Source organism: Paractinoplanes ovalisporus (assembly GCF_016834655.1).
Classification (GTDB): domain Bacteria; phylum Actinomycetota; class Actinomycetes; order Mycobacteriales; family Micromonosporaceae; genus Actinoplanes; species Actinoplanes ovalisporus.
On the sequence record NZ_JAENHP010000004.1, the window covers coordinates 253,235 to 274,340 of the forward strand.

Sequence of the window (21,106 nt, forward strand, 5' to 3'; positions counted from 1 at the left end):
ACAAAATCCCTGCTCGCAAAGGCGGAACCCGCGTCGTCCCCAGGAGTTGTACACAGGCTGTGCACAGGGCTGCCCACAGGATCGGGCGGGATGTCCACAGGTTGTCCCGAGGCTCGTCCACCGGTGCAGTTGGGCAGGTGGGGGGCCGGTTCGTAGAGTGGGTCGGCCGCACGGGCGGGGCTTGATCGGGAGTTTTCCTGATCATGGTGGTGAGTCAGCCGAAAGTGTCATACCCGGGCTGTTTGATCTGGGTGCACGGTCGGCGAGCGGAGGGGGACCGGGGTGTCGATCACCGACGAGACGCGGCCACCGGCCAAATCGGCCGGCGGCGGGTCCGGGGGCGGCCCCGGTGGCGGTGGGCCCGGCGGGGGTGGGCCGTCCAGCGGCGGCTCCTTCGACAAGTCCCCACCGCAAGATGTCGCGGCTGAGCAGGGCGTTCTCGGCGGCATGCTGCTGTCGAAAGACGCGATCGCCGACGTCGTCGAGATCCTCAAGTCGCACGACTTCTACCGTCCGGTCCACAGCACGATCTTCGACGTCATCCTCGACCTCTACGGGCGGGCCGAACCGGCCGACGCCTTGACCGTGGCCGCGGCGCTCGCCGACTCGGGTGATCTGCAACGCATCGGCGGCGTGCCCTACCTCCACACGCTGATCGAGAGCGTGCCGACGGCGGCCAACGCCTCTTATTACGCGCGCATCGTCAGCGAGCGGGCCATCCTGCGCCGCGTCGTCGAGGCCGGCACGAAGATCGTCCAGCTGGGTTACGGCGCCAACGGCAACGGCGGGCGCGACGTCGACGACATCGTCGACCTGGCCCAGCAGGCGATCTACGACGTCACCGAGAACCGGGTGAGCGAAGACTTCGCCGCCCTCGGCGACATGCTGCAGCCCACCCTCGACGAGATCGAGGCGGTCGGCGCCTCGGGCGGCCAGATGAGCGGCGTGCCGACCGGCTTCTCCGACCTCGACCGCCTGCTCAACGGCCTGCACGCCGGTCAGCTGATCATCGTGGCCGGGCGCCCCGGTCTCGGCAAGTCGACCGCCAGCATGGACTTCGCGCGCAACGCCGCGATCCGCCACAACTGCGCCAGCGCCATCTTCTCGCTCGAAATGAGCAAGATCGAGATGGTCATGCGTCTGCTCTCGGCCGAGGCCCGCGTGCCGCTGCACGTGCTGCGTTCCGGCCAGCTCACCGACGACGACTGGAGCAAGCTGGCCCGCCGGATGGGCGAGATCAGCGAGGCCCCGATCTTCGTCGACGACACCCCGAACATGAACCTCATGGAGATCCGGGCCAAGGCGCGGCGTCTCAAGCAGCGGCACAACCTGAAGATGCTGGTCATCGACTATCTCCAGCTGATGAGCTCGCCGAAGCGCACCGAGAGCCGCCAGCAGGAGGTCTCGGAACTCTCTCGTGGCCTGAAGCTGCTGGCCAAAGAGATCGAGTGCCCGGTGATCGCGGTGTCACAGCTGAACCGTGGTCCCGAGCAGCGCACCGACAAGCGTCCCCAGCTGTCCGACCTGCGCGAGTCCGGCTCGATCGAGCAGGACGCCGACGTGGTCATCCTGCTCCACCGCGACGACTACTACGACAAGGAGAGCCCGCGGGCCGGCGAGGCCGACTTCATCGTCGCCAAGCACCGAAACGGCCCCACCGACACCATCACCGTGGCCGCGCAGCTGCACTTGTCCCGCTTCGTAGACATGGCCATCGTCTAGCGCGGCGGACCGTAGTTCCAGCCGTTGCGCTCGCCCTCGTCGGACATTTCGGAAAGGGTGGTTTCGTCCGGCAGTTCGGTGTGCAGGATCTCCATCGCGATCTGCTCCGCGGTCTGACGATCGACGGGCCGGCTGCGATGCTGTTCCATGTCGTCGAAGAGAACGCGAGAAGCGATGTACGGCGCGTAGATCCACTCCCGGTGCGGCGTACTCCAGATGACCGCACGGAGCGGCGCATCGCCGGGCGCTTGGTAGGCGATCATGCTGGTGATCACGGAAGGGTCATCGCTTCTCAAGACCGCCTTGTAGGCGAAGGTTCCTGTCATCAGAACAGACCCACTCCCTGCATGCCCGGCACATCACTCGGCTCAAGCTGATGGTCTCGGAGATGGTCCTCGAATCGCATGCCTTGCGCTGCCAATACCCTTCGATATTCGGCCAGAACCACCGAGTCCGAGCCTAACCAGCTGAACAGCGTGCTCGGCTTGGTCTGCAGGCCCTCGATGGGAGGTAGGTCGGACGGTCGATGACGGTAGATGCCCTTTGTCTTGTTCACGTTCAGAATTTCGAGGAAGGCATCGACGCGGTCCCAGGTCGAGCTGCCGCCGTATCGCAGGATCTCGTAGCTGGTGTGGGTGGCCTTGCCAACTACGCGGGACAGCGGCGTCGGGAACTGCACTTCGATACGGAACCCATCGGGTGTGGTCAGCCAGACGTTGAGACCGTTGTGCCGCCCATGATCTGCCCAGAAGCTCGCGGCTTTCACATCTCCGTAGCCAAGTCGGAGCAGTCCGTCCAGCACATGGGCGACATGTGCTCCGTAGTCCGTCTCGGGTGTTTCGACGGAGAACCGAACACGATCCTTCACCTTGGCCAGGTAGTCAGTCGGATCGGTGTAGTCGAACGAGGAGTCCTCGAGGTACTTCCTGCCGAGCGACTCCGCCGACTTGACGCGGTACTCCTCATCGACGACTTGGAGCTCGTTGCTGCCAAGGGCATTAACGACATCGTGCAGATCGGCTGAAACCTGTTCAGCAACTGCTTGAGACTCCACGGTGGAGTTGACGAGTATTGCGCGTTGCGCGGGAGCAAGGGACTCGAACGCCTGTCGTTCGGCAGCCCTGATCGCCTCGATGCGCGGGTCGGGGTCAGACCCCGTGGGTGGGGTGGCGGACCAGTTTCCGGGGCCGTGGTGTGGGAGGGGGGCTGGGACGGCGTTGGCGTCTACTACCAAGGCCTCCAGCGAGACCACGTTGATGGGGGTGGCTACTCCGTGGTGGCGGTACATGGGCTGGTGCTCGGAGATCTTGCCGATCTGGGGGTCCAGGTAGAGGACGGTTCCGTGGTGGTTCAGCGCTGCCCAGGAGTGGGAACCGCCGCCTTCCAGGTCGGTTACCAAGAAGGCGAAGGAGCCGTGGCCGGTATTCAGTAGGTGGTTTGTCAGGTTCTGTACGGCCTGGTCCACGGCTGGTTTGGCGGCTGCGGGGTCGGCGTCCGCTACGTACGGGCACAGGTTTTGGAAGTCGCCGCCGGTGGCCTGGCGGATTCGGTTGATGCCGTTGGTTTCGCCGCCCAAGGGGCGGTCGGGGTTGCCGTTGGCGTAGACGTCGAACGTTCTTGGGGCCGACACGCGAGGGCGGCCGTGGATGTAGGTGTCGAACAGCGCCAGGACGCCGTCGACGCAGTTCAGGCCTCGGGTGGGGTCGGCGGCGGGGCCGCCGTCGTTGGCCAGGCGGAACCACGCGCCGTCGCGGGGGTCGGGCAGGCGGGAGACGTGGCCGTTGTGATCGCGGGGTACGGCGTTCTCCAGGTCGACCTGGTGCACGGCCAGCGGGGGGCGTAGGCCGCCGGTGACGTTGTAGTGGCGGGTTCGGTCGATCGGGGGGCGGCCGCTGAAACCGTCCAAGGCGGACACATCCCCGGTTCGTACGCCTCCAGGAGCCAGATTTCCCACGTCGGTGTTGATGCGGGCCCAGTCGGGGGGTTCCACCTCGATCCGGGTGGGGGCCACGGTTCCGGTGCGGACGTCGGTGATCTGGGCGTCGATCTCGGTGACGATCTCGCTCAGTTCGAAGGCCTGGTGGCGGTACTGGCGGGCCCGCAGGGTGGAGCCGGCGCGGTCGGCCTCGTCGGCTCGACGGCTCAGGTCCACGATCTTGGCGCGGTTGTCCTCGGCGATCGAGTCCAGGTAGGCCGCGTACTCGTCGCGGCGGTTGCGTTCGTGGGTCTGGCGGGCGTGTTCGACGTAACCGAAGTAAGCCTGCTCGTCGCGGATCTCGGGCCGGGGCGGGGTGGAGTGCGCCGGCATGGGGGTGGGCAGGGTCCTCGGGAGGGACGCGTCGACCGGGCGGGGGCGCTGGCGCGGGATCGGGCGCGGGCCGAGCGCTTCGGCGATGCGGTCCAGGTCGGAGAGCGGGGAGCGCTGAGGCGTGGGGGAACCCGGCGGCTCGGTCCGGAAACCGCTCTGGCGGCGCGGCGACGCGCCGGGACCCGCCGTGCGGGACGCGAGGTCGGGCGAGTTGTTGCTCCCCGCGCGTGGCGACCCGCCGGGGATCGCCGAACGGGATGTGCCGGCGCGGGACCCGTAGTCGGGTGCGTCCGTGCGCGGGGTGGAGTTGCGGGCCGTCGGGCGCTGTGGGGCTCCGGCTTGGCGTGAGGCTGGGGTGGGGGTCAGGAACGGGCCGGCGAGAGGGCCGCCGGTCATGGGGGTTGTGGCTGGTGAGGTGGGCTGCGGGGAGGACGGGGTCGGGGCGGCGGCGGTGGTGGTGGGGTCGGCGAATCCCAGGGCGGTGGACGCCAGGACGTTGGAGCCGTCGGGCAGCGGAGGGGACGCCAAAGAGGACGGAGAGGACGGAGAAGGCGCAGAGGCAGCCGGGGAGAGGTCGGGGGTCGGCGACTGGGAAGGGGACGAGGTGGAAGTAGGGGACGGCGACGACTGAGCAGCAGAGATGTCGGGGGACGAATCGGAAGGGGAGGGCTGAGGCGCAGTGGCGGGGGTGGACGGGGACGTGGTGGCGGTCGGGTCGGGGGACGGGGACGCGGAGGTCGGATCGGCGGGTATGGGCGACGAAAGCGATCCGCCCTCGGATGCGGCTGGGGGAGCCGCCTGAGTCAGGTTCGCGCTGTCGGGGGCCGCTCCGCTCGTCAGGTCGCCGGCTGACGGCGTACGGGGAAAGGGCTGAAGATCGTCGCCCACCGTGACCGTTGGCAGGAGCGGCGGAGCCGCGGGGACGTTGAGGCCGGAAGTGTCGAGCTGGCCGATATCGATCGGGGTGTGCATGCCGTGCATTGCGGAGCCGGTCGCGCCCGAAGTGGCCGATTTCGCAAGACCCGTGGCATCGGGCAGCTGGCCGAAGGTGGCGGCGGCGCCGAACTCGGCCAAGACCTCGCCGCCGGCGCCGCGCATCAGGCCGCCGTGACCGTGTGAACCGGCGTGCGCGCCTGTGGCCGAGGCGCCGCCGGCAAAACCGGCCAGTGCGGAACGTCCGAGACTGTCCATGTCGAAGCCGTCCGAGCGGCCGGTCGACTGCTGGTAGAGCTGGATGCCGCCGTTGGTGGCGATCTCCTCGCGCGCCTCGTCGAAGCCCTCGTCGAGCGCCTCGCGGCCCAGGTGACGCAGGCCCTGGCGGGTGGTGAGCTGCTTGACCGCGCGGCCGGCGGTCTGCTTGAGGGCCTTCTTGCCGAGCTGTTCGGCCAGGCGCTTGAAGATCTGCTGGACGGCCATACGCGTGGCGACGATCAGCCCACCGGCGGCGGGGGAGGCGGCACCGAGCGTGAGCGCGACGGAGATCGCCATGCCGACGAGCTCGATCAGGAAGATGCCGATCTCGATCCAGGCCTCGATCTTCGCCGCCTCGATGTCGGCGCCGCAGCCCTCGACCAGCTTTCCGAGCTCGCCCGACAGGCGGAGCAGGTCGTGCAGCGGGGCGTTCTCGTCGCCCGCGACCAGGTGCCAGGCGTCCTGGAAGCCCTCGGCCGTGACGCCCTCGCCGCCGTAACCGGAGAGAAACCGGTTCGCGGCCGACATCGCCGCCTCGTTCGGCGCGGCCAGCGTGGTCGTCAGCGAGAACCAGCGGTCGGCGACGTCCCAGGTGGCGACCTCGTTGCCGGCCGGCCAGTCGAAGCCGACGACCCATTCGAGCGCCTCGTAGGCCCAGGCCGGAACGTCGAACGGGCTGAACTCGAGCGGGTGCGGGACGGGGCTGGGCAGAAAGCTCATGACCGGAACCGCCTCGCCGAGTCGTGGTCCGCGCCGAGGTTGTCGTGCACGGACTGGGCGGCCGCGTCGCCGAGCCCGGACACGTAGGCGGCGAGCCGTTGCCACGCCTCGAGAACCTGCTCCTCGAACGGCCGGTAGTGCTGCTCGAAGGACTGGCCGTACTGGTCCCGGCCCCACGGCGTGGCGGAACTGGCGGCGGCGATCTCGGCGCCACTCCGGTTGCGGCGCGCGCTGAGGTCCTCGCCGGCCGCGCTCAGGGCGCGTGAACCCGCGAGAGCCTCGTCGGCGTCGAGCCGCAGCCGGTTAGCGGTCATCGCGGCCGGCCAGATCCTGGACGATCTCGTCGGAGCGCCCCAGCAGTGAGCCGAACTTGTGGTCGCGGAGGTACTGAAGGGGACCGGAATCGGCCGGGAGATAGTCGGCCATCAAAGTCTGAACGCGTTCCGCGGCCTTCTCGGATGCGATGTGGACAGTCGCGACAATCGTCCGCGAAACGTATTCGTTGTCCATGTTCCGAGTGGCTCGGCGGATCAAGCGCAAATCGATCAGTTCGCCTCGCGGGCCGACCGTCACGCGGACGAGTCCGTCCGGTGAAACAACCGTGATCCGTACGGCGTCGAGTCGTCTTTGAAGATCGTCCAGATCGGACCTCAGCCGGGTATACCGCTCGTGCACCTCGGCGAACCGGTCCCGTAGTTCCCGATTCGCATCACGATTCGCCGTTGTCGCCACCGGGCCACACCCCTCGTCGTACCGAGACTTTGCGTGTTCGGTTAACTTCAATCTGCGAACGTCGGGACCGGCGATCGGGTTCAGTCCACCGTTCAGTTCGTCGTTCAGCTCGTCAGGAGGGAGCGGCCAGGTGATCACGCGAGCAGAGGCCGAGGCGATCGCCGCGCGCTGGGCCAGCAACGAGTCCGAGCAGCGCGGATACGGGTGCGAGCCGATGCTCGCCGAGTTCGACCTCGGGTTCGTGATCTGGACGCGGCAGCCGTCCACCGTGCTCTCCGTGCCCGGCGACGGCGCACGCACGGTGATCGACCGGGAGACCGGGGTGCTGTCGACGTGGCCCGGCGTGCCGCCCGAGGAGATCGCCGCGATCTATCGTGAACGCCGCCCGAGCCCGCCGGGAACGGTCGATCCGGCCATCTCGCTACTCCGGCTGACGCGCCGCCGGCCGGCCCCGACAACCGTCGTCCACTTCACGGTGGATGACCGGCTGTTCCGGACCCAGGGCGCGAAGGGTGACCAGGTGATCAACCACCATCCGCTGGTGGTCGATCGGCTCGAGATGCTGGGCGCCGAGGCCCGGGTGCGTGGCGCCGAGCGGCACGCCGAGCTGATCGCCGTGTCCGACGCGTTGCACGAGGCTTCCCGCGCCCGGGGGCGCGAGATCGCGCTCGACGAGGCGAGGGCCTGGCTGACCGGGGCGACTTTCGCTGCTTTTCTCGTACGCGACCAGGGAGATCCCGCCGCCGGTCAGGACGCCCGCCCGTGCGAGACCTGCATCGGCGTCCTCGTGGATCTCGCGGTGCTGCCATGGTCCGATCTGGCGTTCACCAGCGAGTGGAGGCACGGCTCGGATCGCATTCCGGTCAACGGCCGATTCCCGTACGAGGTGGCGCGCACGCTCGCCGGAGGCGGCTGGATCGGGCCGTCGGCCGGGGACGACGCGGTCGAGCGGGCGGTGGCGGCGTCGGGCGGCCGGTTGGAGCCGTTCGACGCGGCTCGGGGCGTGATCGCGGACTTCCCGGGGGTGCGCTGTGCGCGGCGTGGGCCGGGGCTGCGGCGGGCGATCCGGCTGTTGCGGCTCGATCCGGTGCCGGGGGCCTACGCGGCGGCCGCCCTCGTGGAGTTCGGCCAGGTCATCGAGGTGCCGCTCTTCCCGATCGGCATCGAGGGCGGCGACGGTGTGGTGGCCCTGGACGAGCTCGGGCGGGTCTTCGTGCTCGACCAGGCGGGGGAGTGGTTCGTCGGGAGCACGGTCGACGAGGCGCTGACCGGGCTGCTCACCGGGGACGGCCCGGCGCGGCGGGTCCGCGACGACGGCAGCTGGTGATCGTCGGCCTGCTTTATGCGGGCCGGCGCCCTGCGTCGGGTGTGTCGGTCTGATTCGTGCGTCGGTCCGCTCGCGCCACGGGTCGGCCTGCTTAGTGGGGGCCTCTGGGTGCGCACGGCGTGATGCCGGTTCCTGCGTACGGCGTGATGCCGGTTCCTGCGTACGGCGTGATGCCGGTTCCTGCGTACGGCGTGATGCCGGCTGCTGCGCATGGCGTGATGCCGGCTGCTGCGCATGGCGTGATGCCGGTTCCTGCGCATGGCGTAATGCCGGTTCCTGCGCATGGCGTGATGCCGGCTCCCGTGCACGGCGTGATGCTGGCCCCTGCGCACGGCTTGACGCCGGCTCCCGCGCGGGAGCCGGCGTTCGAGCGCGCGGCTTGTCTGGCGGCCGTCAGTCGAACAGGTTGTGCAGGAAGCTCTTGCGGCGGTGGTAGTGGCCGTGGTGACCGTGGCGGTAGTGGCCGTGGTGACCGTAAGCCGGAGCCGGGTAGCCACCGTGGGCGGGCTGGCCGTACCCCGGCTGGCCGTAGCCCGGCGCGGGCGGAGGCGGCGGCGGGGCATAACCACCCGGCTGCGGCTGACCGTAACCCGGCTGCGGGGCGGCGGCGGGACGCGGCGGGGCGGACGCGGGCGGTGGCGGCGTGGCCGGGCGTGAGTTGTAGCTCGACTCGGCCTCGAACAGTTTCTCCAGCTCACCGCGGTCGAGGAAGATCCCCCGGCACTCGGAGCACTGGTCGACCGTGACGCCACTGCGCTCGTAGACCCGCATCTGGCCGTGACACTTCGGACAGGTCATCTGCATCTCACAGACGGTACAAGGCTGTGTCATCCAACGGGCTACTAGTCGCTGTGTGGTTCCTGTGTACGGGTCGCAGGGCGGCCGCCCAGACCAGGAACGCGGCCGGATACAGAAGGTAACCGAACCGGGTCGTCGGCATCAGCAGGATCGCCGCCAGCAGACCCCAGCCGCAGATCAGCGAGGCGGTGTCGGCCGAACGCGGGGGCGACCGGAGGATGCGTACGGCGATGGCGAGCGCGACTACGAGCAGTAACCCGATCGCGACGAACCGGCCGCCCGGCACGTTCTGTGCGATCAGGTAGCCGGGGAACGGTGACTGTGCGGGACTGGTGATCAGGCCGTGGCCGAGCGGGAAGCGGATCACGTTCTCGAGGAAGGCGTCCTGGTCGACCTGGAACGGCGGGACCAGCACGAGGATGGGCAGACCGAGAGCGCCCGGGAGCAGCCGGCCGCCGCGCTTCACGGCGATCGCCAGGATCGCCAGGACGACTACGACCGGCAACGCGAAGAGTTTGCAGGCGGCGGCCGCACCCACCGCGAGACCGGCCCATCCGTAACGTTTGGTAGCGGCGAAGGCCAGCGCCAGGAGACAGAACACCAGCACCGGGATGTCGTCGCCACCGGTCGCCAGGGTGAGCGCGCAGATCGGCAGGACCGTCACCGCCTGTAGTGCCCGGACGATCGGGAACGACCGGCCGGCCAGCGGACGCCGGGCTTTCTTCGGGCGCAGCAGGATCAGGGCCGTGATCAGGGCGGCCGCGGTGAACAGCGCGAACCAGATCCGGGCGTCGGTCCACCAGACGTTGCCGGCCAGGGCGCGGGGCAGACCGAAGATGGACATGCCGGGCTGGTACGGGCTGTATCCCATCAGGCGCTCGTCGGCGGGCAGGGCGGCGATCGCCTCCCGGGACAGATAGGGGGTGCCGTCGTTGAGCAGGCGCTCGCCCATGTGCTCGACGACCAGCACCTCCTCCTGGGCGCGGTCGGTGCGGCCGTCGGCCCGCTGCACGGCCTGGACGACCAGCGGGAGCAGGGCCGCAGTGGCCCACGTGAACCAGGTGAGGGCCGAGCGGCCGCCGTTGCCGACCAGGCGGCGCAGGAGGCGCCAGGGGCCGCCGGTCTTGTCCGGGCGGTCGCGCAGGAAGCGGTACGCCATGAACTGCAGGACGGCGAGCAGAAAGGCGTCCGCGTACGCCCAGACGGCGATCGAGCCCCAGGCCCGGTGTGGCAGGAGGGTCGAGGTGAGGGCCGTGACCAGGGCGAAGACCGCGGACAGCCCGTAGAGCGTGAGGTCGACCGCGTAGCCGCCGGCCGCCTCGTCGACCCGCGCGAAGAAACGCCCGACCCGGGTGCCCGGCGCCCGGACCTCGTAGATCGGCGCCCCGGACGTGTCGCCACCCTCCGTGGATGCCCCGGACGTGCCGTCGCCTTCGGTGGACGCCTCGTCTGTGGCGGCCGGGCCGACGACTGAGGGCGCGGCCGCGGGGGTGGTTTTCGCGGCCGCCGTGGACCTGGCGGAGAGATCGTCGGAGCCGGCGTTTGCGGGCGTTGAAGCGGTGGGAGGGACGACTTCGGTTTTGGCGGTGCGTTCGGCGGCCGTTGCGTCTTCAGTGGACTCTTCGCCCTTGTCCGCGGGGGCCGGCGTCTCGTCCGGGGCCTTGGTGACGGGCTCGCTGTCGGTGCTTTCGGCGGAGCGTTCGCCGTCGGTCTCGGGCTCCTTGGCTGTCGCCGGAGCCGGATCGTGGTCGGCCGGGTTGACGTCATCGGGGTGAGCGCCGTCGTCGGCGGTGACGCGGACGGGTGCTTCGTCGGCGGCCTCTTCTGCCCCGGTGGCATCGGCCAAGGGAGCGTCGTCGCTGGCGCTGGCGCTGGCGGTGGCGTCGGCTGAGGGAGCGGCGTCGCTGGCGGTGGCGTCGGCTGAGGGAGCGTCGTCGCTGGCGGTGGCGTCGGCCGAGTGCGCGTCGTCGGTTGCCTCAGTGGAGGTCGCTTCGGCCAGGTGAGCTTGGGCGCTGGGTGTCGAGGCCGGGGGTTTCGGGGCCGGCTGAGCGTTGGCGTCAGGCGTCTCAGCGGCGTTGATGCTGACCCGGGAGGCATCGACTTCGGCCGTCTCGACGTGGTGTGTGTCGGCGGCACCGGTGTCGGTTTCGGCCGCTTCGCCGCGGTCGGGGGCGGGACCGGTGTCGCCGCCAAGTGCCTCACCGCGGCCGGCGGCGTCAGGTGTCTCGGCCCGGTCGGCGTCGTCGGGGGTCTCGGCGCGGTTGACGCTGGTGGCTCGGGAGCCGTTGCGGACACGGTCGGAAGCGGTGTCCTCGCTGGTGACGGCCGTCTGCGGGTTCGGCTCCGTGCGGGCCGGGCTGTCCTCTTCGACGGGCTTGTCCGCCGCGGGCGGCTGTTCGGAAGTGCGGCCCTCCGGCGTACGGGAAGAAGGTTGTGAATCTGCCCTGTCCGAAGCGGTGCCGGAGGTGGCGGCGGGCCCCTCAACTGCGGATTTGCTCGCCGTCGGCCTTGGTTTGGTCACGCGGGCAAGTGTGGCAGAGCCGATCTCCCCGAACCGCCGGACCGGCGCCGCGACATGCGGACCACCGCCGCGCCGTCGTGCAGGGACGAGGCCAGCGCGCCGGGACGACCGGCCGTGCCCCGCTGCAGCGTCGCCAGCAGGCGGGCCGCCGACATCGGGCGCGCGAACAGGTGACCCTGGCCGGCCACGCAGCCCAGACTCCACAGCGCGTGCCGCTGCGGCTCACTCTCCACACCGTCGGCGATCACCGCCAGGTGCAGGCTGCGGGCCAGGTCGACCGTCGAGCGGATCACCGCCGCGGCCTCCGACGAGGTCTGCACGGCGCCGACGAACTCGCGGTCGATCTTCAGCTGGTGGACGGGGATGTGGGACAGGACCGAGAGCGGCGTCACCCCCGTACCGAAATCGTCGAGGGCCAGCCGCACGCCGGCCTCGCTCAGCTCGGTGAGCGCCCGCCCCACCACGTCGAGCTGGCTCAGCGTCAGCGTCTCGGCCAGCTCGAAGATCAGGCGGTCGGCGGGGACGGCGTGGCGGCGCAGGCGGCCCAGCACCGTCTCGGGGAAGCGCGGGTCGAGCAGGCTGCGCGGCGACACGTTCACCGCCACCGGCAGGTCGAAGCCGGCCTCGCGCCACTGGTCGGAGGCGTCGAGCGCCTGGTCGAGCACGGCGTCGGCAAAGTCCTGCAGGCGGCCGGACCGCTCCACGGTCTGCAGGAACTCCATCGGCGTGAGGTAGCCGTGCTCGGGGTGGTGCCAGCGGGCCAGCGCCTCGGCCGAGACCACCTCGCCGCTGCCGAGGTCGACGATCGGCTGGAAGTCGACCACGAATTCGTGTTCGGCCACCGCGCGGTGCAGCTCACCGCCGAGGGCGAGCCGGCTGACGTCGGCCGTGTCTTGCGAGTGGGCGTACGTCGCCGTCTGCTGCCCGGCCCGTTTGGCCTGGTACATCGCGATGTCGGCCCGTCGCATCAGCTCGTTGACGCCACCGCTGCCGGCCGCGAGCGCGATGCCGCCGGCCGCCTCGACGGTGATCTGCATGCCCTCGACGGTCACGCTCTCTTCGAGGGTGCTCAGCATCGACTTCGCGCGGTGGGTGGCCAGCGCGGGCGTGGGCAGGTTGACCAGCAGCACCGCGAACTCGTCACCGCCGAGCCGGGCCACCAGGTCACCGGGGGTCGCGGCGTCGGCCAGCCGGCGGGCCACCTCGCGCAGCACCGCGTCACCGGCGGCGTGCCCGAGGGTGTCGTTGACCTCTTTGAAGTGGTTGAGGTCGATCAGCAGCAGCGCCACCACGCCGTCGGCCGGGCGGCCCGGGAAGTGTTCGCCCGCGCGTTCGTACAGTTCACGGCGGTTGGCCAGACCGGTCAGCGGGTCGTGCGCGGCGTCGTACGCGTTCTCCTCGTTGAGGCGCTGGAGTTCCGCGTACGCCGTGGCGTTGCGGATCGCCGTGCACAGCGCGGCCGCGAACGTCTTCAGTTTGTACTGCTCGAACTCGTTGAGCTTGACCCGCCCGTGGAAGCCGAGCACCAGCATGCCCGCGCGGTAGCTGTGGTCGCTGGTCTCGAGCTCGGCCGTGATCGCGCTGACCCCGTCGAACCGCCGCGGCCCGGGCCCGTCGTAGACCACCTCGCTGCCGCGCGCGCGGACCACCCGGTCGATGCCGCTCGCGGTCAGGTCGATCTCGACCTCGTCGGAGGAGAAGACCCGCGCGCCCTGCGACGCCGCCACGTGCAGCACCTGGGTGAGCTCGACCGAACTCAGCTCTTCGGTGGTTTTGGCCAGCTCACGCCAGGAATGTCGTTCTTCGCTCGTACGGAGTTGACGCGAGTGCCACAGGTGCAGGCAGGCGATCAGCAGCGGCACGAACCCGAGCAGCAGCGGGCTGGCGCCGGAGGCGAGCACCTCGATGACGTAGATGATCGTGGCGAGCCGGAACGCGTGGGCCACCAGCCGGCCGCTGAGGTCTTTGCGGGCCACCTGCGCGATCGTCGTGCGGGACGCGATCGCGATGACCGGGATGAAGACGAGGTCGTCGACCAGGGCCATCGCCAGATAGGCCAGCGCGACCGGGACGATCGTGGCGGCCACCGTGTCGGTCGGCATCCAGGAACCGACCAAGGTCAGCACGAGACTCGCCGTGCTGGCGGTCAGCACCTCTTTGGCGACGGAGTAGACCGAGCGGTGGGGCGCGGCGCGCGCCATGATCTTGACGATGGCGATGCCGGCCGCGGCGCCGAGCACCACCCACCCGTGCGGCAGGAAAGCCAGTCCGATGAGGACCGGGACCTCGCTCCAGGTGGTGCCGTTGCGGCTCGAGCGGACCCGCACATAGACCTTGACCCGGTTGGCGATCGCCGCGCCGACCAGCACCAACGCGAGCTGCCACCAGTCGGGGAGCGGCCGCGGGTGGGTCATCGCGTACCAGAGGTCGGCGGCCGCCGCGCCCGACGCCATAACGACGACGAGACCGATGAGCAGCGGGAGCTGCCGACCGGTCGCGTCGTCGTTGGAGCTATGAGCTTTTCGCAATGGAGTCGTCCAGTCGCCGAGCGCAGCGGACAGGGGTCCGGGCTCAAGCGTATTCAAGCGCGCGCCTTCGCGCACTGTCTCATTCCCAGTCGTTGCCGGTCATGGTTCTTCTCCTCGCGGGTGGGGAACTCGGGGAAGGTGTCTGTCGCGACGAGAGAAACAATATGCGAAGAAGATCAGGGTTGGTACCGATTCGTGTCGCATTGCGCAGAAAGCGATAACCGAAGGGGAAACGATTACCGGCAGTTCCGATCGCGAAACTCTGAGCTACCTGAATTCGCGTTTTGGCCGCAGTGTCCGGATCGCTGAGTGTGCTGTTTGACTGACGCTCCGGATTGTCAATACCCGTTTGTGCTTCCCCGTTATCCCAACCCCGGTATATGGTCTCTGACCTGCGTATAGATCGCCACATTCGGCGTCACAAAATCGTGAGTGCCGGGCCACTATTACGCGAACGAGTTTCCCGGTGAACCTTCTATAAACTCCCGGTATGCCCGACGAATCCCTGACTCATGTCGACGAGACCGGCGCCGCGCGCATGGTTGACGTCTCGGCCAAGGAGGTGACCGCCCGCCGCGCGGTGGCCGCCGGCCGAGTGGTGACGACACCCGAGGTGATCGCGTTGTTACGCGGCGACGAACTTCCCAAGGGAGATGCGCTCGCGGTCGCCCGCCTCGCCGGGATCATGGGCGCGAAAAAGACTCCCGATCTCATTCCGCTCTGTCATCCGATCGGACTCCACGGCGTCGTTGTCGATCTCGAACTCACCGCGACCACGGTGGAGATCACTGCCGCCACCAAGACCGCGGATCGCACCGGCGTCGAGATGGAAGCGCTCACCGCGGTCGCCACGGCCGGGCTCGCGATGATCGACATGATCAAGGCGGTCGACCCGGCCGCGAGCATCGAGTCGGTGCGGGTGCTCCGCAAAGAGGGCGGCAAGACCGGCGATTGGGTACGGCCCGAGGACCGCCCATGAGCGACCCGGCCGCACCCGACCACGCCCCGACCACGAGGATCACCGCCCGCGTGATCGTGGCCAGCAACCGCGCGGCGGCCGGGGTCTACGCCGACACGAGTGGCCCCCGCCTGGTCGCCGGCCTGCGCGAGCTCGGCTGCACGGTGGACGACCCGGTCGTCGTGCCCGACGGTGAACCCGTGGCCGACGCCCTGCGCATGGCCGTCGCCGACGCCGTCGACGTCGTGCTGACCAGCGGCGGCACCGGCGTCACCCCGACCGACCGCACCCCCGAGGCGACCCGGGGCCTGCTCGACTTCGAGATCCCGGGCATCGCCGAGGCGATCCGTGCCTACAGCCGCGACAAGGTGCCCGCCGCCGCCCTCTCCCGCGGCCTGGCCGGCGTCGCCGGACGCACCTTGATCGTCAACCTGCCCGGCTCGACCGGCGGCGCCAAGGACGGCCTGGCGGTGCTCGGCCCGCTGCTGCGACACACCGTCGACCAGATCCACGGCGGTGACCATCCCTCGTCCGCCGCCGGTGGATAGGCTCGTCGGGTGAGCGTCGACTGGGAAGAAGCACGCGAGCTGGCCTATGCGGCAGGCCGGGCGGCCGCCGGCGCGGCCGAGCCGGTCGCGCTGCCCGACGCCGACGGGCGCACGCTGGCCGAACCGCTGCGGGCGCTGACCGACCTGCCCGCGTTCCCGACCTCGAGCATCGACGGCTGGGCGGTCCGGGGGCCGAAGCCCTGGCGACCGGTGGGCCGGGTGCTGGCCGGTCACGTCGCTCCGCCGCTGACCGACGACGGCACCTGCGTCGAGATCGCGACCGGCGCGATGGTCCCGGTCGGCGCCGAGGCGCTGGTGCGCGTCGAGGCGTCCACTCGCGACGGTGACGGCCTCGTCAGCGGCGAGCCCCGCAACGGCTATGTGCCGGAGTGGCGGCAGCCGGGCGAGGAGGCCCACAAGGACGAGGAGCTGCTGCCGGTCGGCACGGCGATCGACCCGGCCGTGATCGGTGTCGCCGCCACCTGTGGTTACGAGTCACTGAACGTCTACCCGCGGCCTCGCGCCGGGCTGCTCGTCTTCGGCGACGAGCTGCTCACCGGCGGCACCCCGGGGGCCGGTCGGGTGCGTGATTCGCTCGGTCCCCAGGTGCCCGGCTGGTTGCGGCGCCTCGGTGCGAGCATCGACGCGTCGGCGGTCGCGGGCCCGGTGCAGGACACGCTTGACGCGCATCTGACCGCCCTACGGGAAGCTCTGTCGAAGTCCGAACTGGTCTGCACGACCGGCGGCACGATGCACGGCCCGGTCGACCACCTGCACCCGACGCTGACCGAACTCGGCGCGGAATACCTCGTCAACACGGTCGCCGTCCGGCCCGGCTTCCCGATGCTGCTGGCCCGTGTGCCCGGCCCCGACGGGCGGCCCCGGTTCCTGGCCGGCCTGCCCGGCAACCCGCAGTCCGCCGTGATCGCGCTGATCACCCTGGTCTCCCCGCTGCTGGCCGGTCTGCAGGGCCGCCCGGCGCCGCGCCTGGCCACCGTCGAACTGACCGGGGAGGTCCGCGGGCGCGGTGGCGACACCCACCTCGCACTGGCCCGGCTCGACCACGATGGACGGTCGGCGACCCCGGTCGGCCACGTCGGCTCGGCGATGCTGCGCGGCCTGTCGAACGCGCACGGCTTCGTCGTCGTCCGGCCCGGCACCGAGGCGGCGGCGGGCGATCTGGTGCCCTTCCTGCCCCTGCCGCTCGTCACCGGAGAACGCCCATGATCGCGATCGCCGAGGTTCTCGACGCCCCGCTCGACCTCGCCGCGCACGAGAAGGCGGTGGCCGACCCCCGGGCCGGTGCCGTCGTCTCGTTCCAGGGCGTCGTCCGCGACCACGACCACGGCCGGGGCGTGACCCTGCTCGAATACGAGGGCCACCCGAACGCGGCTGCCGTGCTGCGCGAGGTCGCGGCCGAGATCGCGGCCGATCCCGACGTCTATGCGGTGGCCGTCTCGCACCGCGTCGGCACGCTCGCCATCGGCGATGTCGCGCTGGTCGCGGCGGTGAGCACGGCCCACCGGGCGGCGGCGTTCGCGGCCTGCGCCCGGCTGGTCGACGAGGCCAAGGCCCGGCTGCCGATCTGGAAGCGGCAGGTCTTCACCGACGGCACCGACGAGTGGGTCAACTGCCCCTAGGCACAGGGATCGCCGGCACCCGCGCCGGCGCGACCGGACGCCGTACGGCCGGAGCCGTCGGCGGGGTCGCCGGCGCCACCCCGGGCCGCCACGGCAGCGCGTTCATCAGCACGATCACCGCGAAGGCGTACGCGTTCCAGCTCGTCGTCCACTGCGGAGGAAGCACGAACAGCAGGTACGTCCCCAGCGCGGCCGACGCGTAGCCCAGGCCGGCGAACCGGCGCGACCTCCCCGGCCGGCGCGCACCGACCCGCGACCGGGCCGCCGCGTCGACGAGGATCAGCACCGCCGGCAGCACCCAGACCAGCTTGTGACTCGTGCTCACCGGGGCCGCGGCGGCGCCGGTGAGACCGACCAGCGTGATCGCCGCGATCTCGTCGCCGTCGGTGTGCGCGGCCCGGGCCCGGATCAGCCCGACCGCGAGCAGCAGCACCGCGAACGACAGCCACACCAGCACGGGCGTGCTCGACGAGTCGTAGAGGCGGGCCAGCAGACCGGCCAGTGACTGGTTGGCGTGGTCGCTGACCGGGCCGGAGCGGTCGACCTGGAACAGCACCGAACCCAGCCACGACCCGGTGGCGCCGGGCGCGATCAGCAGGCCGCCCAGGGTCAGCGCGACCGCCGTGGTCGTCGCGGTCACCGCGGCCCGCCACTGCCGGGTCACGGCCAGATAGGCGATGAACAGGGCGGGCCCGACGGCGAGGGCGGTCGCGACGCCGATGCCGACGCCGGCCCACGCCCCGGTCGACCACAGGCGCCGCAGCAGGTCGAGGCGGCCCCGCGACGGCCGGGAGGAGGCGGGCGGCCCGGGCCACCAGGCGGCCCGGCGGCGCGCCCAGGCCGAGCGGCGCAGCGCCACCACGTCGGCCGTGATCAGGCAGAGGATCAGCAGGTCGAGGTGGCCGAGGCCAAGGGTGGCCCGCACCGGTTCGGTCAGCAGGGCGAGCACGGCCGCGGCGACGACGGCCACGAACCGGGAGCGGCCGTAGCGGCGGGCCACCGGGCCGGCCAGCGCGACCAGGGTCAACACCAGGGCGGCGACCCCGGCCAGGGCCAGCAGCCAGGCCAGCACCGTCAGCGGCAGCACCGCGCCGGGCGTCAGCAGCAGTGCGGTGATCGGCGGCCGGCCGGTGCCCAGGTCATAGAGATCGCCTCCGGCCAGCCAGCCCCGGATCGCCGCCTGATCGACGGCGAGGTCGGGAACCCCGTACGCACGCAGGAAGAAACCGATCGCCCAGAGTGCCCCCAGGCACCCGAGCCCGACCACCGCGGATCTTCCGGTCCGCTCGCGTTGCATTGCCGGCATGGCGCGACCCCCGTCGCTCTCGTCTCTCGGACACGGCGGAGCCAGGCCCGAGACACGGCGTCATGGCGGAGCTTAGAAGGCGCGGATGATCCGCGCGGCCCCTCGTCCGCTTTAACGCAAAGATCGCGAGGAGGTTGTTAGCCGGGCAATTTACGCGCGGCCGCCGCGCTCATCGCGGCGATCTTGGCCTCCCGCTTGGCCGTGCGGACCGCCCGCTTCACCGAACGCTGGGACCGCTTGATCGAGCGCTCGGTGCGGTCGGCGGCGTGACCGGCGCGGTATCCGAGGCTCGGTCGGCCTTCGGTGTCGACCGCGGCCAGCAGCAGACCGCCGAGCAGACCCAGGTTCTTGAGGAACTGGCTCTGCTCGTCGCGTGCGTGGGCGATCGTCGACGGCACCAGACCGGCCGCCAGCACGGCCGCGGCAGGGCGGGTGAAGTGGCCGGTGGCCAGCGCGAGGCCGGCGACCACGTCGCTCGCGCCCTTGATCCGCACCAGCGTGAGCGTGTCGGTCGGGATGCGCGGGTCGACCTTCTCCAGGAGCGGCTTCACCCGCTCGGTGACGGTGCTGGCGGCCTCGACCGAGGTGTCGGGTTTGAGGACCGCGCGCACCCCCTGGACGACGAAGATCGAGGCGAGCATCGCGCGGGCGGCCGTGCGTACGGGCTTCATGAATTCGGTTATACCCGCCGAGCGGGGATCACACCGGCTGGGTTCGCAGGTAGCGGCCGAAATGCGGCACCGTGAAGGCGACCGTGCCCCGTTCGCCCGAGTAGATCAGGCCCTTCTTGATCAACGCGTCGCGGGCCGGCGAGAGGCTGGCCGGCTTGCGGCCGAGCACGGTGGCGATCTCGGCGGTGGGCACGGCCGCGTCCATGTCGTTGTCGGTGTCGCCGGACAGGGTGGCCATCGCACGCATGTATTCACGCTCGGCCGGGGTGGCCCGCTCGAACCGGGACCCGAAGAAGCCCACGGCCAGCTCGGCCTCGGCCTCGGGGGCGGCGACCCGCACGTCGGCGTCGGTCACCGGTGACTGCGGGGCGTGGTCCCAGGTGGCTTTCCCGTACGCCTGCACGAAGTACGGATATCCGCCGGACTTCTCGTAGAGCAGGTCGAGCGCCTTCGCCTCGTATTCGACCTCCTCGCGGGCGGCCGGGGCGCACAGCGCGAGGTCGGCCGCGACCCGGTCGAGGCGGTCGATGCGCTGGTAACGGAAGAGACGCTCGGAGTAGGACTTGGCGGCCGACAGCACCGCCGGCAGGTGCGGCAGCCCGGCCCCGACCACGATCAGCGGCGCGCCCAGCTGGGACAGCTCGTGGCAGGCGGCGCAGAGCGCGGACACATCGGCCGGGCCCAGGTCTTGCATCTCGTCGATGAAAAGGGCGATGCCGGTGCCCACGTCGGTGGCGAGCGAGGCGGCGTCGGTGAACAGCTCGACCAGGTCGATCTCGATGTCGCCGCTGTCGGCCCGGCCCCGGGCGGGTGGCACGTCGATGCCGGGGGCCCAGCGGTCGCGCAGCTTGGACGAGCTGTCGTTGGCCCGCAGGGCGAACGCCTTGAGCACGGCCAGCACGTCGTCGACCCGTTCGGGGTCGCGGTGGTGGGGTGCGAGCTCGCGGATCGCCATGTGGAGGGCGGCCGAGACCGGGCGGCGCAGCGACTGGTCGGGCCGGGCCTCGATCTTGCCGGTGCCCCACAGGCGGCCGATGGCGGCCGAGCGCAGCGTGTTGAGCAGCACGGTCTTGCCGACCCCGCGCAGGCCGGTGAGGACGAGGCTGCGCTCGGGACGGCCGCGGGCGATGCGCTCGAGCACGACGTCGAACGCGTCGAGCTCACGGTCGCGACCGGCCAGCTCGGGTGGGCGCTGACCGGCGCCGGGTGCGTACGGGTTCCTGACCGGATCCACGGATAGCACCGTATCGGGTCGTCTAGCAAAATAGCTAGAGTGCGCTAGCAAAACCTCGCGAGTGGTGTCGAGGATGGTCTACCGCTCTCTAGCGCTGAGGCTAGAAAAGGCTAGAGCGGCTTATGTTCCTTGAGGCAGAGCACGAAGTCGAGGTCGTCGAGCTGGCTGTCGTAGAAGAACCACTTCGTGTAGCCCGCGACCTTTGAGCACTTGCGCTCGGCGTCCTTCTCCCCGGTGGTCGGGCCGGTGATGCGCGCCAGCACCTCATAGGCCCCGCTCGTGCACGCCGTGGCGCGCATGTTGGGCTCCTCGTCGGTGCCGTCGTTGACGACGCAGTCGCCCTTCTTCACGTAGAACCGGGCGTCTTCGCTGCCCACCGGGGCCGGGCCGGCGATCGGACCGGTGGCCGACGCGGTCGGGGAGGCTTCCGACTTGTTGTCCTTGTTCTTGTTGAGCAGCCAGGCCGTCGTGCCCAGGCCGACCACGATGAGCAGGCCGAGCGTCACGACCAGGGCGATGATCGGGGTGTTGCGCTTCGGCGGCGCCGGCGGGGGAGTTCTCTCCCACGACGGGCCGCTGCTCACCGGCTCCATCGGCGCCGAGTGGAAGCTCACCGGCTGCTGCGGGATCGACGGCGGGTGACCACCCCAGGAGGACTGCTGATCCGACACGGGCGCACCGTGATCGCCCCACGGGTCGGCGGGCTCGGCATACGGCTCGTCGGAGCTCCCGTGCGACCACGGCGGGCCGGAATACGGGCCGTTCTGCGACATCAGGATTTCCTCCGGAAGCGGGTTACGCTGCTGCCACCGTAGCGTGCGGGGCCGACACAAACCCGGACGGAATCGCCGCGGTTGTCAACAACACGACCCGCGAATGCCGCGTACGGCGGATACGGTCCC

At 70.6% G+C, this 21,106-nt stretch carries 17 protein-coding genes; 6 read left to right on the forward strand and 11 right to left on the reverse strand.

Translation table 11 applies throughout. The features are described 5' to 3' along the window. Positions 1 to 288: 288 nt before the first annotated feature. Entirely contained in the window at positions 289 to 1,722 is a 1,434-nt protein-coding gene (gene dnaB / locus JIG36_RS15285) for a replicative DNA helicase (RefSeq protein ID WP_438870733.1), read from the forward strand. Here the strand turns inward: dnaB and JIG36_RS15290 are convergent. Genes JIG36_RS15290 through JIG36_RS15305 form a run of 4 tightly spaced genes read right to left on the reverse strand, consistent with a single transcriptional unit; the run spans position 1,719 to position 6,811 of the window. Then, positions 1,719 to 2,048: a hypothetical protein gene (locus tag JIG36_RS15290; RefSeq protein WP_203376948.1), complete on the reverse strand. Its 330-nt coding sequence runs from the start codon at positions 2,046 to 2,048 to the stop codon at positions 1,719 to 1,721. The genes dnaB and JIG36_RS15290 overlap by 4 nt on opposite strands. Continuing rightward, complete coding sequence (locus tag JIG36_RS53250; RefSeq protein ID WP_203376949.1) at positions 2,048 to 5,941, reverse strand: toxin glutamine deamidase domain-containing protein; 3,894 nt, start codon at positions 5,939 to 5,941, stop codon at positions 2,048 to 2,050. Before JIG36_RS53250 ends, JIG36_RS15290 begins: the two co-directional genes overlap by 1 nt. Further along, entirely contained in the window at positions 5,938 to 6,255 is a 318-nt protein-coding gene (locus JIG36_RS15300; protein WP_203376950.1) for a hypothetical protein, read from the reverse strand. Before JIG36_RS15300 ends, JIG36_RS53250 begins: the two co-directional genes overlap by 4 nt. After that, a complete protein-coding gene (locus JIG36_RS15305) occupies positions 6,245 to 6,811 on the reverse strand; it encodes a YbaB/EbfC family nucleoid-associated protein (protein ID WP_307872727.1) in 567 nt (188 codons plus the stop codon). Before JIG36_RS15305 ends, JIG36_RS15300 begins: the two co-directional genes overlap by 11 nt. Between JIG36_RS15305 and JIG36_RS15310 the strand changes: the two genes are divergently transcribed. After that, positions 6,804 to 8,000 (forward strand): SUKH-3 domain-containing protein, encoded by a 1,197-nt coding sequence (locus tag JIG36_RS15310; RefSeq protein ID WP_203376951.1) that lies wholly within the window; start codon positions 6,804 to 6,806, stop codon positions 7,998 to 8,000. The genes JIG36_RS15305 and JIG36_RS15310 overlap by 8 nt on opposite strands. Before the next feature lie 393 nt (positions 8,001 to 8,393). Here JIG36_RS15310 and JIG36_RS15315 read toward each other — a convergent pair whose 3' ends face one another. From JIG36_RS15315 to JIG36_RS15325, 3 genes are all read right to left on the reverse strand, one after another. Further along, positions 8,394 to 8,804: a TFIIB-type zinc ribbon-containing protein gene (locus tag JIG36_RS15315; RefSeq protein ID WP_203376952.1), complete on the reverse strand. Its 411-nt coding sequence runs from the start codon at positions 8,802 to 8,804 to the stop codon at positions 8,394 to 8,396. 1 nt (position 8,805) lies between these two features. Then, positions 8,806 to 10,176: a glycosyltransferase 87 family protein gene (locus JIG36_RS15320; protein WP_307872775.1), complete on the reverse strand. Its 1,371-nt coding sequence runs from the start codon at positions 10,174 to 10,176 to the stop codon at positions 8,806 to 8,808. Between the two features lie 1,139 nt (positions 10,177 to 11,315). Continuing rightward, positions 11,316 to 13,772: a putative bifunctional diguanylate cyclase/phosphodiesterase gene (locus JIG36_RS15325; protein WP_203377415.1), complete on the reverse strand. Its 2,457-nt coding sequence runs from the start codon at positions 13,770 to 13,772 to the stop codon at positions 11,316 to 11,318. 565 nt (positions 13,773 to 14,337) lie between these two features. On the opposite strand from JIG36_RS15325, the gene moaC reads away from it, so the two are divergent. The 4 genes from moaC to JIG36_RS15345 are packed head-to-tail and all read left to right on the forward strand — an operon-like array spanning position 14,338 to position 16,993. After that, on the forward strand, positions 14,338 to 14,826 hold the full coding sequence (moaC, locus tag JIG36_RS15330; protein ID WP_203376953.1) for a cyclic pyranopterin monophosphate synthase MoaC: 489 nt from the start codon (positions 14,338 to 14,340) through the stop codon (positions 14,824 to 14,826). Then, positions 14,823 to 15,353, forward strand: coding sequence for a MogA/MoaB family molybdenum cofactor biosynthesis protein (locus JIG36_RS15335; RefSeq protein ID WP_203376954.1), 531 nt, complete (start codon positions 14,823 to 14,825; stop codon positions 15,351 to 15,353). Before moaC ends, JIG36_RS15335 begins: the two co-directional genes overlap by 4 nt. Before the next feature lie 9 nt (positions 15,354 to 15,362). Next, a complete protein-coding gene (locus JIG36_RS15340; protein ID WP_203376955.1) occupies positions 15,363 to 16,580 on the forward strand; it encodes a molybdopterin molybdotransferase MoeA in 1,218 nt (405 codons plus the stop codon). Then, positions 16,577 to 16,993, forward strand: a complete 417-nt coding sequence (locus JIG36_RS15345; protein WP_203376956.1) for a molybdenum cofactor biosynthesis protein MoaE — start codon at positions 16,577 to 16,579, stop codon at positions 16,991 to 16,993. Before JIG36_RS15340 ends, JIG36_RS15345 begins: the two co-directional genes overlap by 4 nt. Here JIG36_RS15345 and JIG36_RS15350 read toward each other — a convergent pair. The 4 genes from JIG36_RS15350 to JIG36_RS15365 form a co-directional block, all read right to left on the reverse strand. Further along, the gene (locus JIG36_RS15350; RefSeq protein WP_203376957.1) at positions 16,980 to 18,299 is read right to left on the reverse strand and encodes a glycosyltransferase 87 family protein; all 1,320 of its coding nucleotides are present in this window, start codon (positions 18,297 to 18,299) and stop codon (positions 16,980 to 16,982) included. The two genes, JIG36_RS15345 and JIG36_RS15350, sit on opposite strands and share 14 nt — an antisense overlap. 137 nt (positions 18,300 to 18,436) lie before the next feature. After that, on the reverse strand, positions 18,437 to 18,970 hold the full coding sequence (locus JIG36_RS15355; protein WP_203376958.1) for a DoxX family membrane protein: 534 nt from the start codon (positions 18,968 to 18,970) through the stop codon (positions 18,437 to 18,439). A gap of 28 nt (positions 18,971 to 18,998) precedes the next feature. After that, complete coding sequence (locus JIG36_RS15360; protein WP_203376959.1) at positions 18,999 to 20,204, reverse strand: ATP-binding protein; 1,206 nt, start codon at positions 20,202 to 20,204, stop codon at positions 18,999 to 19,001. A 110-nt stretch (positions 20,205 to 20,314) separates the two neighbouring features. Beyond that, positions 20,315 to 20,875 carry an LppU/SCO3897 family protein gene (locus tag JIG36_RS15365; RefSeq protein ID WP_307872728.1) on the reverse strand — a complete coding sequence of 187 codons (561 nt, stop codon included), beginning with the start codon at positions 20,873 to 20,875 and terminating at the stop codon, positions 20,315 to 20,317. Positions 20,876 to 21,106: the final 231 nt, after the last annotated feature.

Coding starts and splice junctions, on each gene's coding strand:
- JIG36_RS15300 (WP_203376950.1), bottom strand. CDS start 6,255: ATGACCGCTAACCGGCTGCGGCTCGACGCCGACGAGGCTCTCGCGGGT.
- JIG36_RS15290 (WP_203376948.1), bottom strand. CDS start 2,048: ATGACAGGAACCTTCGCCTACAAGGCGGTCTTGAGAAGCGATGACCCT.
- JIG36_RS15335 (WP_203376954.1), top strand. CDS start 14,823: ATGAGCGACCCGGCCGCACCCGACCACGCCCCGACCACGAGGATCACC.
- JIG36_RS15345 (WP_203376956.1), top strand. CDS start 16,577: ATGATCGCGATCGCCGAGGTTCTCGACGCCCCGCTCGACCTCGCCGCG.
- JIG36_RS15350 (WP_203376957.1), bottom strand. CDS start 18,299: ATGCCGGCAATGCAACGCGAGCGGACCGGAAGATCCGCGGTGGTCGGG.
- JIG36_RS53250 (WP_203376949.1), bottom strand. CDS start 5,941: ATGAGCTTTCTGCCCAGCCCCGTCCCGCACCCGCTCGAGTTCAGCCCG.
- moaC (WP_203376953.1), top strand. CDS start 14,338: ATGCCCGACGAATCCCTGACTCATGTCGACGAGACCGGCGCCGCGCGC.
- JIG36_RS15325 (WP_203377415.1), bottom strand. CDS start 13,772: ATGGCGTCGGGCGCGGCGGCCGCCGACCTCTGGTACGCGATGACCCAC.
- JIG36_RS15315 (WP_203376952.1), bottom strand. CDS start 8,804: ATGCAGATGACCTGTCCGAAGTGTCACGGCCAGATGCGGGTCTACGAG.
- JIG36_RS15355 (WP_203376958.1), bottom strand. CDS start 18,970: ATGAAGCCCGTACGCACGGCCGCCCGCGCGATGCTCGCCTCGATCTTC.